The 12,758-nt window shown below is 58.9% G+C and carries 12 protein-coding genes; 9 read left to right on the forward strand and 3 right to left on the reverse strand.

Annotation, left to right across the window (positions count from 1 at the left end):
* The first annotated feature begins 64 nt into the window (after positions 1–64).
* A complete protein-coding gene (locus OH720_RS04520; protein ID WP_272604714.1) occupies positions 65–841 on the forward strand; it encodes an ABC transporter substrate-binding protein in 777 nt (258 codons plus the stop codon).
* Here OH720_RS04520 and OH720_RS04525 read toward each other — a convergent pair whose 3' ends face one another.
* The gene (locus OH720_RS04525; protein ID WP_272604715.1) at positions 842–1,798 is read right to left on the reverse strand and encodes a DMT family transporter; all 957 of its coding nucleotides are present in this window, start codon (positions 1,796–1,798) and stop codon (positions 842–844) included.
* A gap of 122 nt (positions 1,799–1,920) precedes the next feature.
* Here OH720_RS04525 and OH720_RS04530 point away from each other — a divergent pair, with 122 nt between their 5' ends.
* The 7 genes from OH720_RS04530 (at position 1,921) to cyoE (ending at position 9,090) form a co-directional block, all read left to right on the forward strand.
* Positions 1,921–2,814, forward strand: a complete 894-nt coding sequence (locus OH720_RS04530; protein ID WP_272604716.1) for a LysR family transcriptional regulator — start codon at positions 1,921–1,923, stop codon at positions 2,812–2,814.
* A 106-nt stretch (positions 2,815–2,920) separates the two neighbouring features.
* Positions 2,921–3,430: a disulfide bond formation protein B gene (locus tag OH720_RS04535; RefSeq protein WP_032831667.1), complete on the forward strand. Its 510-nt coding sequence runs from the start codon at positions 2,921–2,923 to the stop codon at positions 3,428–3,430.
* A gap of 828 nt (positions 3,431–4,258) precedes the next feature.
* Positions 4,259–5,194, forward strand: coding sequence for a ubiquinol oxidase subunit II (gene cyoA, locus OH720_RS04540; protein WP_008060547.1), 936 nt, complete (start codon positions 4,259–4,261; stop codon positions 5,192–5,194).
* A gap of 3 nt (positions 5,195–5,197) precedes the next feature.
* Complete coding sequence (gene cyoB, locus OH720_RS04545; protein WP_008060549.1) at positions 5,198–7,228, forward strand: cytochrome o ubiquinol oxidase subunit I; 2,031 nt, start codon at positions 5,198–5,200, stop codon at positions 7,226–7,228.
* A gap of 3 nt (positions 7,229–7,231) precedes the next feature.
* Positions 7,232–7,855 (forward strand): cytochrome o ubiquinol oxidase subunit III, encoded by a 624-nt coding sequence (locus OH720_RS04550; RefSeq protein ID WP_008060550.1) that lies wholly within the window; start codon positions 7,232–7,234, stop codon positions 7,853–7,855.
* A complete protein-coding gene (gene cyoD / locus OH720_RS04555; RefSeq protein WP_008060551.1) occupies positions 7,856–8,191 on the forward strand; it encodes a cytochrome o ubiquinol oxidase subunit IV in 336 nt (111 codons plus the stop codon). It abuts the gene before it with no gap.
* An 11-nt stretch (positions 8,192–8,202) separates the two neighbouring features.
* Positions 8,203–9,090, forward strand: a complete 888-nt coding sequence (gene cyoE / locus OH720_RS04560) for a heme o synthase (protein WP_007986830.1) — start codon at positions 8,203–8,205, stop codon at positions 9,088–9,090.
* Positions 9,091–9,457: 367 nt separating this feature from the next.
* Here cyoE and OH720_RS04565 read toward each other — a convergent pair whose 3' ends face one another.
* Together OH720_RS04565 and OH720_RS04570 are read right to left on the reverse strand one after the other, a co-directional pair.
* Positions 9,458–9,736, reverse strand: coding sequence for a DUF3077 domain-containing protein (locus OH720_RS04565; RefSeq protein ID WP_272604717.1), 279 nt, complete (start codon positions 9,734–9,736; stop codon positions 9,458–9,460).
* Between the two features lie 343 nt (positions 9,737–10,079).
* On the reverse strand, positions 10,080–11,498 hold the full coding sequence (locus OH720_RS04570; RefSeq protein ID WP_272604718.1) for an aminotransferase-like domain-containing protein: 1,419 nt from the start codon (positions 11,496–11,498) through the stop codon (positions 10,080–10,082).
* 148 nt (positions 11,499–11,646) lie between these two features.
* Here OH720_RS04570 and OH720_RS04575 point away from each other — a divergent pair, with 148 nt between their 5' ends.
* Positions 11,647–12,747, forward strand: coding sequence for a hypothetical protein (locus OH720_RS04575; protein WP_272604719.1), 1,101 nt, complete (start codon positions 11,647–11,649; stop codon positions 12,745–12,747).
* The last annotated feature ends 11 nt before the right edge of the window (positions 12,748–12,758 follow it).

Consider the following 12,758-nt stretch of genomic DNA (forward strand, 5'->3'; position numbering starts at 1 on the left):
CTTCCCCCCGTTTCTGCTCTTCTTCCATCTTGCCAAACCAACAACAACCCGCGAGAGAACGAACATGAAGAAATTCCCCCTCATCACTGGTCTGGCCCTGAGCCTGTTGGCGTGCAGCAGCCTGTTTGCCGCCGAGAAAACCCTGCGCATCGGCATCGAAGCGGCCTACCCACCGTTCGCCTCCAAGACCGACAAAGGCGAGATCGCGGGTTTCGACTACGACATCGGCAATGCCCTGTGCGCGCAGATGAAGGTCAAGTGTGTGTGGATCGAGGGCGAGTTTGACGGCCTGATTCCTTCCTTGAAAGTGAAGAAAATCGACATGGCACTGTCGTCGATGACCATCAACGAAGACCGCAAGAAGTCGGTGGATTTCACCCACAAGTATTACTTCACCTCATCGCGCCTGGTCATGAAGGAAGGCGCGGTGGTGGATGACCAATACGCCAGCCTCAAGGGCAAGACCGTTGGCGTGCAACGGGCGACCACCACCGACCGTTACGCGACCGAAGTCTTCGAACCCAAGGGCATCAACGTCAAGCGCTACAGCAACAACGAAGAAATCTACATGGACCTGGCAGCCGGTCGCCTCGACGCCATCTTTGCCGACACCATTCCGCTTAACGACTTCCTGTCGATGCCGCGCGGCAAGGGCTACGCATTCGCCGGCCCGGAGCTCAAGGACCCGAAATACGTGGGCGAGGGCGCCGGGATTGCGGTGCGCAAGGGCAACACCGAGCTGGTATCGGAGCTGAACAACGCTATCGACGGGATTCGCGCCAGTGGCGAGTACCAGAAGATTTCGCAGCAGTACTTCAAGTCTGATATCTACGGCGACTGATCAACCGCTCTTGGGGCTTTCTCGCGAAAGCCCCACTGCGCTGCTGATTCCCGAGACTTTCGATGGCTGCAGATTGAGGGCAAGCACGCTCGTCAGCACGATGACCATCCCGACAATGACCATGAACGAAGGGCGTTCAGCCAGAACCACCGAGGCCATCAACATGGCGGTAGGCGGTATCAGGTAAAGCGAAATGGACGCGCGGCTCACGTTGCTGTGCGCCAGCACATATGCCCAGGCGAGGTACGCAAGGGCACTGGGAAAAATGCCCAGGACGAGCACCGCCAGATTGACCGAAGTCGGGGCGCTCTGCACTTCGCTCCACAAGCCCGGTGCGTAGACGAGTAACAGCGCGGTGCCTGACCAAATGGTGTAGCACACCATCGTCAGCCCGTTGTAGCGATGGGCATGGCTTTTTTGCAGGGCGAAATAGAGACTCCAGGACAACGCCGCCAACAGGACCAGCAGCCCGTGCGCATCCAGATCACCCAAACCACGATCACTGCTGACCACGACAGCGGCACCTAGCAAGCCACCCAGTACGCAGATCCATTGCCAGCGGTTGACACGCTGTTTGAACACGAAGTGCGCCAGCAACGTGCTGAATAGCGGAGTGGATTGTGCAAGTACACTGGACGCGCCGGCACTGACGCCTTGTTGGCCGTAGTTGATTGCCATGTGGTGCAGGGTGACAGCAAAGAAGCCCAGCACAGCCAACAGCGGCAGGTCTTTCAGGCGCGGCAGGGAAATACCCGCCACCCATGCCACCCCGGCCATGAACGTCGAGGCGATGAGAAAGCGGATCAACGCCAAATGACCGGGCTCGTAAGCCAACAACCCGATGTGTATTCCAGTGGGCGAATAGGCCCAGCAAAGGATCACGAAAAACGTAGCCAGGGCGATTTTTACGCCGGGCCTTGTGGCGAGGCTCAGGTTCATGCGCTGAATCAAATCCATAAAACGTCCTGTTTATCCAAAGTGTGATGACGTAACTGAAGTGCGCGCAGTCGAATTATCAAAATCATCCGGATTCACTACAAGTGACTTAAACTGAGTTAAGTATTCACTTTGGGTGAGCTATGGAACTGTCCCAGCTGCGCATGTTCAACACGGTTCACCATCTCGGCAGCATCGCGCGTGCGGCCGAGGTGCTGCATTGCGTACCGTCCAATATCACCGCACGCCTCAAGTCCCTGGAGCGTGAACTCGGTACTGCGCTGTTTTCTCGCGATGGCCGAGGATTGCGGATCACGCCTGCCGGGGAGGTGTTTCTCGATTACACGACGAAAATCCTCGGCCTGGCCGACGAAGCGCGCAGGGCATTGGCTCCCGACAGTGCGCCGAGCGGTCCTCTGCGCATTGGTGCCATCGAGTCCACTGCCACTGGGCGATTGCCCCGGCTACTGGCCAAATATCACGAGCTTTACCCAAAGGTGGTGCTGGAGCTGAGCACTGGCACCTGGGCTCAATTGCTCGACGACACCCAACATCGGCGGCTGGACGGGGCGTTCGTGGCGGTGAACGTTGAGCGCCCGGGACTGCAGCGGGAAGTGATGTACCGCGAAGATCTGATTCTCATCGCGTCCGCCTCCCATGGGCCTTTGCGTCAGGCGGCGGATCTGCAGGGCAAGGCGATTTTCATGTGGCCCCCCGGCTGCCCGTACCGTTTCGCGCTGGAACAGTGGCTGTTGCGCCATGACCAGGTACAACCGATTGTCAGTATCGCCAGCTATGGCACCATCGTTGGCTGTGTCAGTGCCGGTGCCGGCGTCTCGCTGGTGCCCCGTGGAATCTATGAGCAGTATTGTCTCAGCGCAGGTTGCCAGGGATATGAATTCCCGGAACTGACGAGCGTCGACAACCTTTTTTACTGGCACGAGAGCGCAGGCCGGCACCCGGCGCGTGAGGCCTTCGTGAAGTTGTTACAGGCCGAGTTCGCGGGGCCAGGATCATTACGGTTAATCCCGTCTTAACCGACCTGTCGTCTATTCCCACGATACCCGTTGCACGCACCCGACTCTCAAAGGGCAAGGCCAGCGTGTAAACTGGCGGGCAATCGATAGTCAAAAGGGAAACACGATGAGCGAGGAAACGATGCGTCTGGGCCGAGAGCGGCGCTACCTGGTGCTGTTGGGCATCATCTGTTTGGCGCTGATCGGCGGTGCGTTGTACATGCAGGTAGTGTTGGGCGAGGCGCCGTGCCCTTTGTGCATCCTGCAGCGTTACGCGCTGCTGTTGATCGCGCTCTTCGCGTTCATCGGTGCGGCCATGCGCACCCGGCGCAGCATCACGGTGCTGGAGACCCTGGTGGTCATTTGTGCCCTGGCGGGCGTCGGGGTGGCCGGGCATCACGTCTACACGCAGTTCTATCCGGCCGTCAGCTGCGGCATCGATGTGCTGCAGCCGATAGTCGACGGTTTGCCGCTGGCGAAGATCTTCCCGCTGGGCTTCCAGGTGGACGGCTTCTGCTCCACACCGTACCCGCCGATCCTCGGGTTGTCCCTGGCGCAATGGGCACTGCTGGCCTTCGTGCTGGTGGTGGTGCTGGTGCCGTTGCTGACGGTGCGCAATCGCAAGGCGCTGCACTGACATCATCGGCGGCATTATTGCGACACACGCAAAACGCCCCGGTCCTCGATAAAAGGACCGGGGCGTTTTTGCATTTCAGGGGCCAGGTAAAAAGACCGTGATGCGCGGCAATCAGGGGTGCGACAAGTCTGCGACATGTTGTCACATCGAGAGTGTCGCAGCGCGCTTTCGTGTGTCGGATTGGTGCGGTGTCCTGCAATGAAATTGGCGCGTTTGAGCGCCGCCGGATTTTTGCCGGCTGGCACGGGAGCAGGCAGTTTTAACAGGCTCTGGCGATTTGCCAGAGCCCTTGCCATATCGGGGCTAGGGCGAAGTAGAGGGTCGTTGTCGCGCCTTCGATACTGTCTGTATCGCGGGTGGTAGCCCTACTATTTTTGGTGTTTTTGTTGAGAATCAATTTCGATAAGATGCGCCACTTTTACAGATTTGAGTCAGGATTGTTGCGGGCTGGGATAAAAATTATTTCGGGATAAGACATGGTTTATAAAACGCTACATATCTACAATCGCCCGCACTGAATTCCCGGCACTGCTCACCCAGGCATTGGTGCATGAGTGACACGAGGGTGTCGAGAGGCCTTTTGGCCTGATGTGACGCCCAGGTGTCGGTGCCTCCAACTATCCGCACCAAATGGAATTGGGCTGTAACAAGGCCTTTGACCACGAATTCGAATAAGAACTCACCGCTGGCCCAGGATTTGTCGAAACGCCTCTGAGGCTCGACGGGCAAGCCCTTATTCAATCCAAGAAAAATGCCAACCCTTGGCAGGGTGAAGTGTTGGCGATCAAAACCCAACTGCATTGCGCAAGCTGCTTTAGAGGTCGTGAGATGAGTAAAAACAGGTACCCCAGACTACTAGGCTTAGTGCCGCTGCTCGGCACGTTGTTGCTGGGAGGCTGCAACATGACCTTGCTCAATCCCACGGGCCAGGTCGGCCTGGAACAGCGAAACCTGATCATCACCGCAACGCTGCTGATGCTGTTGGTCGTGATCCCGGTCATCGTGATGACCTTCCTGTTCGCCTGGAAATACCGCGCATCCAACACCAAGGCGACCTACACGCCTAAATGGAACCACTCCACCAAGATCGAGATCGCGGTGTGGACTGTTCCTGTGTTGATCATCATTGCCCTGGGTTACATCACCTACAAGTCGACCCACGAGCTGGACCCGTACCGTCCGATCGAATCCGACGTGAAGCCTGTGACCATCGAAGTGGTCGCTCTGGACTGGAAGTGGCTGTTCATCTACCCGGAACAAGGCATTGCCACGGTCAACAAGATCGTGTTCCCGGCGCACACGCCAATCAACTTCAAGATCACCTCCGACGCCGTGATGAACTCGTTCTTCATCCCGGGCCTGGGCGGCCAGATCTACGCGATGGCGGGCATGCAGACCAGAATGCACCTGATCGCCGACCGCAACGCTGAAATGGACGGCATCTCCGCCAACTACAGCGGTGCCGGTTTCACCGGTATGAAATTCAAAGCGATCGCAACTTCCCAGGAAGATTTCGACGCCTGGGTAAGTGAAGTCAAAAAGGCACCTAAACAGCTTGAACAAGCTGAATACGCAGCCCTTTCCAAGCAGAGCCAGAACAACCCAGTCGAGCTCTACTCCTCGGTGACGCCGAACCTGTTCCAGATCATCGTCGACAAGTACGAAGGCATGAAACCAGGCCCGAAGGTCAAGCACGAGAAGAAAGAGAAAGAAGTGGCCGCTACGGACATGAACTCGCATTCAGCTGCCGGGGCAGAGGAGTAAACGATGTTTGGTAAATTAAGTTGGGAAGCGGTGCCGTTCCACGAGCCGATCGTGATGGTGACCATCGCCATGATCGCGCTCGGTGGTCTGGCACTGTTCGCGGGTATCACTTATTTCAAGAAGTGGACCTATCTGTGGACCGAGTGGCTGACGTCGGTCGACCACAAGAAAATCGGCGTGATGTACATCATCGTCGCCATGGTCATGCTGCTGCGCGGCTTTGCCGACGCCATCATGATGCGTACCCAGCTGGCCATGGCCACCGAGGGTTCGCCTGGCTACCTGCCACCTGAACACTATGACCAGATCTTCACCGCCCACGGTGTGATCATGATCATCTTCATGGCGATGCCATTCTTCACCGGCCTGATGAACCTTGCAGTGCCGCTGCAGATCGGCGCGCGTGACGTTGCCTTCCCGTTCCTGAACTCCCTGAGCTTCTGGCTGCTGGTTTCCGGCGTGGTGCTGATCAACCTTTCCCTGGGCGTCGGCGAATTCGCCAAGACCGGTTGGGTTGCCTATCCGCCGCTGTCGGGCCTGCAATACAGCCCGGGCGTGGGGATGGATTACTACATCTGGGCGCTACAGCTATCGGGCCTGGGTACGACGCTGACGGGGGTCAACTTCCTGGCCACCGTGCTGAAAATGCGTACCCCTGGCATGAAGCTGATGGACATGCCGATCTTCACCTGGACCTGCACCTGGGCCAACGTCCTGATCGTGGCTTCGTTCCCGATCCTGACCGCTACCCTGGCACTGCTGACGCTTGACCGTTACATGGATTTCCACATTTTCACCAATGAACTTGGTGGCAATCCAATGATGTACGTCAACCTGTTCTGGGCCTGGGGCCACCCTGAGGTTTACATCCTGATCCTGCCGGCATTCGGCGTGTTCTCGGAAGTCATCTCGGCCTTCACCGGCAAGAAACTGTTTGGCCACAAGTCGATGATCTACGCTTCGGGCGCGATCTCGGTACTGGGCTTCATGGTTTGGCTGCACCACTTCTTCACCATGGGTTCGGGTGCCAGCGTCAACGCCTTCTTCGGCCTGGCGACGATGCTGATTTCCATCCCGACGGGTGTGAAACTATTTAACTGGCTGTTCACCATCTACCAGGGCCGTCTGCGTTTCACCAGCCAGGTGCTGTGGACCCTGGGCTTCATGGTGACCTTCGCCATCGGCGGCATGACCGGCGTACTGCTGGCCATCCCGGGTGCTGACTTCGTTCTGCACAACAGCCTGTTCGTGATCGCGCACTTCCATAACGTGATCATCGGCGGCGCGGTATTCGGCTACATCGCAGGTTTCGCCTTCTACTTCCCGAAAGCGTTCGGCTTCAAGCTGCACGAAGGTTGGGGCAAGGCAGCGTTCTGGTTCTGGATCTCGGGCTTCTTCGTCGCGTTCATGCCGCTCTATGCACTGGGCTTCATGGGCATGACCCGTCGTCTGAACGCCACTACCAACCCTGAGTGGGTGCCGTACCTGTACGTCGCCATGTTCGGTGCGGTGATGATCGCCGTCGGTATCGCCTGCCAACTGATCCAGCTGTACGTCAGTGTGCGTGACCGTAAGAAGCCAGAGAACATGTGCGAACACGGTGACCCGTGGAATGCCCACACTCTGGAATGGTCGACCTCGTCGCCACCACCGTTCTACAACTTCGCCGTGCTGCCAAAAGCCGACTGCGTCGATCCGTTCACCGAAGCCAAGGAAAACGGCACTGCGTACAAGGTTCCGGCCAAGTACGAGCCGATCCACATGCCAAACAACACCGCTACCGGTGTGGTCATGGGTGCTCTGCTGACCGTGTTCGGTTTCGCAATGATCTGGCACATCTGGTGGCTGGCGATCGCGAGCCTGGTAGGCACTGTCGTCTACTTCGCGATCCACGCCGCCCGTGATGATCAAGGCTATATGGTGCCGGTCGACGTGATCGAGCGCATCGAAGCCGAGCAGCACAAGCGTCTGGTAGCGGCAGGGAAAATCCCGGCCACCGCCACCCGTGTTGAAACCTCGTTGGAACAGGCTTAAACCATGTCGAACTTAGTGACCAATGTTGGACACGCCCATGGTGACCATGGGCACGATGACCACCACCACGACTCGGGCGAGATGACCGTATACGGTTTCTGGCTCTACCTGATGACCGACTGCATTCTGTTTGCGTCGATCTTCGCGGTGTACGCGGTACTGGTTAACAACGTAGCGGGTGGCCCGTCGGGCCACGACATCTTCGAACTGCCTTACGTACTGGGCGAAACCGCCCTGCTGCTGTTCAGTTCGATCACCTACGGCTTCGCCATGCTGGCGTTCTACCGTGGCAACAAGAAGCAGGTCCTGGGCTGGTTGGCCATGACCTTCCTGTTCGGCCTGGGCTTCATCGGCATGGAGGTCAACGAGTTCCACCTGCTGATCTCCGAAGGCTACGGCCCTAGCCGCAGCGGCTTCCTGTCCGGGTTCTTCACTCTGGTCGGCACCCACGGTCTGCACGTGACCAGCGGCCTGATCTGGATGGCGATCATGATGTACCAGGTCAACAAGCATGGCCTGACGTCGACCAACAAGACCCGCCTGAGCTGCCTGAGCCTGTTCTGGCACTTCCTGGACGTCGTGTGGATCTGCGTATTCACCGTTGTTTACCTGATGGGGACTATGTAAATGGCTAATGCACATTCTCATGGCCACGACGATGCCGGTCACGGCAGCTACAAGTCGTACGCCATCGGTTTCATCCTGTCGGTGATCCTGACCGCCATTCCATTCGGCCTGGTGATGTACCCGACGCTGCCGAAGTCGATCACCCTGTTGATCGTCCTCGCGTTCGCGATCGTCCAGGTGCTGGTGCACCTGGTGTACTTCCTGCACCTGGACCGTTCGGCCGCGCAGCGTAACAACGTGATTGCGTTTGTGTTCGCCGCGATCGTGATCGTCCTGCTGGTTGGCCTGTCGTTGTGGATCATGTTCAGCATCCACACGTTCATGATGGCGAAGTGAGGTAAGTCCGCATGTCCCTCAAGCACTTTATCCAAATCACCAAACCGGGGATCATTTTCGGTAACGTGCTTTCTGTGGCAGGCGGATTTTTCCTGGCCTCCAAAGGGCATGTCGATCTGGCCATCTTCCTGGCCGCCATGATCGGCACGTCCCTGGTGGTTGCCTCCGGTTGCGTGTTCAACAACTGCATCGACCGCGACATCGACCTGAAGATGGAACGCACCAAGAACCGTGTGCTGGTCCAGGGCCTCATCTCCCTGAAACTGGCCCTGATCTATGCGACCGTCCTGGGTGTCGCCGGCGTTGCACTGTTGTACAAGGTGGCCAACCCGTTGGCCGCCCTGTTCGCAGTCATCGGCTTCGTGATCTACGTCGGCTTCTACAGCCTGTACCTCAAGCGCAAGTCGGTTCACGGCACGCTGGTGGGCAGCCTGTCGGGCGCCATGCCGCCGGTGATCGGCTACGTCGCGGTGAGCAACACCTTCGACATGGCCGCGCTGACCCTGCTGGTGATGTTCAGCCTGTGGCAGATGCCGCATTCCTACGCCATCGCGATTTTCCGCTTCAACGATTACCTGGCTGCATCGATCCCGGTGCTGCCAGTGAAGCGCGGAATCCAGGTGGCCAAGAAGCACATCCTGATCTACATCCTGGCCTTCCTCGTGGCGACCTTGATGCTGACCTTCAGCGGCTATGCCGGCATGAGCTACCTCGCTGTCGCCGCGGCCATGGGCATGTACTGGTTGTACATGGCCTGGACCGGCTACAAGGCAGTGGATGACACGGTCTGGGCACGCAAGCTGTTCGTGTTCTCGATCTTCACCATTACCGCGTTGAGCGTGATGATGTCCCTGGACTTCAAAGTGCCGACCGAGTTGCTGCTGACGTACGCGCCTTAAGGTTTGGACGCTGCATCGAAAAGCCCCGCCTTCGAGAGAAGAGCGGGGCTTTTTGTTGGGTTAATTCTGCTGGACCGTGTTGCCGCCATCGCGAGCAGGCTCACTCCTACAATGGATCTGTGTTGTTGCGAATGTTGAAAGCAACACCGATCCCTGTAGGAGTGAGCCTGCTCGCGATGGCCGCGACGCGGACTAACAGGCGGATTCGATATCGGTCCACTTAAGAAAAAATTGAGGAAACCTCAAAGTCTTAAGATTTTCTTGGCCCGCTAAAGAAAAAGCGAGCAGTCAGACTCAATAAAAGGGGTAGTGCGTCTGTCTGTGATCGGAAAGCCCCGTATTCAAAAGAAACGCGGGGCTTTTTCATTTACGCGCGGTTGTTACACGGTGCGTCGAGCACCTTCACCACGTCGTCAATGATTGCCTTGCTCATGTCTTGCAGGAAATGCGATGCCCAGGCGTGTCGGTCGGAGTCGCGGACCATGGCGGCGTCTGAGGCCAGTAGTTTGGCGAGGTGGAGCAGGTCTGAGGCGTGGGAGACGGCGGAGGTGACCGGGACACCGGCGTTGATGCGGAAAAGCGGTTCGTTGGCGTGATAGGAGAAGGGGGTGAGGCCGATGGTTTTGAGGTCTTGGGGATTGGTCATTGGGCTTCACCTCCAGCTGGTCGAGAGGTGCTGAGTGCAAGAGAATTAATTTTGAACGGACTGCGGGCATGCATAAAGAGAACTCCAATTGTGCCTATATCAATTCGAGTTATCAGGCCCGGTCGCTGAATTGGCAGCGACGGGCGAAGTTAGCGTGTGGGTATCGGATTGCACAATCGTGGCTTTGTGCTGGCCGGGATGCGTTTGGCGCCGCTGTCCCTGTGGGAGCGGGCTTGCCCGCGAAAGCGGTGTGTCAGATGACGTTGATGCAGGATGTGACGGCCCCATCGCGGGCAAGTCGAATCGTCGCACCGCCGCTCCCACAGGGATTAAGGGGGGGCGGCTATTTGTGCGGCTTGTCCAGCAACCGGAAAAACCGCTCCCGCACCTGCACATGATCACTGTGCGCCACGTTGAAGCGCAAAAACTGATTGCCATCCGCCGCCTTGCTGAGCATGGTTCCCGGCGCCAGCACCAGGTCGATTTCCAGACCCTTTCTGGCCAGGGTTTCGGCATCGAATCCATCGGGCAATCGCGTCCAGATATACAGCCCTTCGCCAGGCAGTGAAGACACCGAACACCCGGCTTCCCCCAGCCACGCCGCCACCCGGCTGTTCGACTCGTAGAGCCGGTCCACGGTGCGGCGCATGTGCTTGGCGTAGCTGCCATCGCTGAGCATGGTGCAGATGATCTGTTCGGCCATTTCCGAGGTCATGCCGCCGCAGGCCATTTTCAGGGTCACCATCCGCGCCGCCAGTTGTGGTGACAGCACCGCGAAGCTGACGCGGCTGTTGGCGGTCAGGGTCTTGGAGAATCCCGAGACGTAGGAGACGTTGTCCAGCCCGCTCGCGGCCAGGCGTGGGGTGCGGCGTTGCTGCATGTCGCAGTACAGGTCGTCTTCGAGAATGTGGAAATTGTAGCGATGGCTCAACTCCAGCAAGCGGTAGACCTGCGCCGAGGTGAACGAGTGCCCGGTCGGGTTGTGCAGGGCATTGTTGGTCAGGTAGAGCACGGGACGGTGGGCGATCAGCAACTGCTCCAGGGCATCCAGGTCCATGCCGTCGCAATCGCGGCGGATGGTGATGACCTTGGCGCCGTGCCAGGCCAGGTTGGTGTGCATCGTGAAGTAACAGGGGTCATCGAGCAGCACCGTGTCGCCGGGTTTGACCAGCAGGCGCATCAGCATGTCGATGGCCTGTACGGTGTTGGCGGTGGTGATGATCTGCTCGACCGGCGCTTCGATGCCCAGGGTCGCCATTTTCACCCGCAATGCCTGACGCAGTGGCAGGTAACCGCTGGCGTTGCCGTATTCGCCCATGCGCAGGGTGGTTGCGCGAAGGGTGCCGCGCACGGCCTTGAGCAGTTCTTCGGCAGGCAACCATGAGGACGGCAAAAAACCGGCCCCTGGGCGCAGCGCGCCATTGTCCAGCAGTACCGCGCGGCGGACCACGCTGAGCGTGTCCTGGGGCAGCAGGTCGGGGCCGGCGTTGCTCTGGACGCTGGTGTTGGAACGGTGCACGTAATGCCCCGAGCCCTGGCGTGACACCACCAGGCCCTTGGCGCGCAAGCGGTCGAGGGCGTCGACCACCGTGGACTTGCCCACGTGCATCAGGTCGGAGAGTTCGCGAATCGGTGGCAGCCTCGAGCCGTGGGGCAGGCCGCCCTTGCTGATCGCCACCGTCAACTGATCGACGATCTGCTGCACCAGCGGCACACCCGGCTGGAACTCGATAGCGGCGATCACTGCTCGCTGAGCCTGCATTTTACTGGTCTCTCTGGCAGTAAAGTTCGTTTGATTCTATACGAACTTGCTCTGATCAAGACAAGCATCTCTTTCTACCATCGCCTTACAGACTTTCTGGATGGCCGACCTATCACGGTCGATCGATGCCAGGTTCGTGAGGTGTTGCATGAGTGTCGAAACAACGGTCGTCGCGGCCAAGCCGGTGATCAACCTGCGGTTGTTCACCATCCGGATCATCACCGCCGTGTCGCTGTTCGCGGTGCTGGGCAAGGCCAACGTCTGGCTCGATACCGCCACCAACAGCATCCTGGCCCTGGGTTATCGGGCCTTGTTGCTGCTGTTGCCGTTGACGTTGCTGGTTCTCGGTCGCCGCTCCTTGAGCGTCACGCTGCTGTGCGCCGCTGGCGGATTGGTGTTGCTGGCGGTCACCAGCAACCAGGGGGTGGTCATGTTTGCCGCGGCGTTGTTTGCCTACGGCATTGCGATTGCCGGCTACCTGATCAAGAGCGAAGCGGCCCAGACCAAGGAGGGCGCCGCCTACAACCGCGTCGCCATGAACATGGGCAGCCTGCTGGCGGGCCTTATCCTGCTGTCGCCGCTGCTGACCCCGACCCTGTTTTTCCTCGGCGCCGCCGGTTTCGTCCTGTTGTGCCTGCCGATCGCCATGGGCGCGACCTTCACCTGCGACCCCGTGGTTGCCCGTCCCGCCAGCCAGGATGGCAGCGGCTGGCGTAACAAGCTGCCGTGGGTCATCGCCGGCGTCATCATGGGCATCAAGCTGTTTGGCGTGTTCTCGATCCTGCCCCAGGCGATCCTGCTGAAGACGGGCGAGCTGCCGGCCTGGTATGGCCTGATGCTGATCCTCAACAGCGCCGTGGTGGTGTTCGCGCAAGTGCCGGTCATGAAGCTGATCGAGAGCACCGGGCGCTTCAAGGTGCTGACAGTGATCGCCATCATCGTCGGCGGTTTTGCCGTGCTGTCTTCGCCTGCCGCGTTCCACGTCGACACCCTGGTCGGCGCGTTGATCTGGGTGGCGCTGCTGTCCATCGCCGAGTGCGCCTTCAGTCACCTCGATTACTTCTCGGTCAAGCAGAACAACATGTTCGTCAAGGAAGTGTCCCTGGGCGTCGGCGCAGGGTTGACCGTGTTGATCATGCGGGTCGCGCCACCGCCCTATAACGCGCTGGTGCTGGCGGCCATCGGCGCAGGCGGGATCCTGGTCTGGTACTGGCTCAACCGCCGATCGATCGCGTCGTTGCATGACTGAGTCATCGCTGT

Source organism: Pseudomonas sp. WJP1 (assembly GCF_028471945.1).
Taxonomy (GTDB): Bacteria; Pseudomonadota; Gammaproteobacteria; order Pseudomonadales; family Pseudomonadaceae; genus Aquipseudomonas.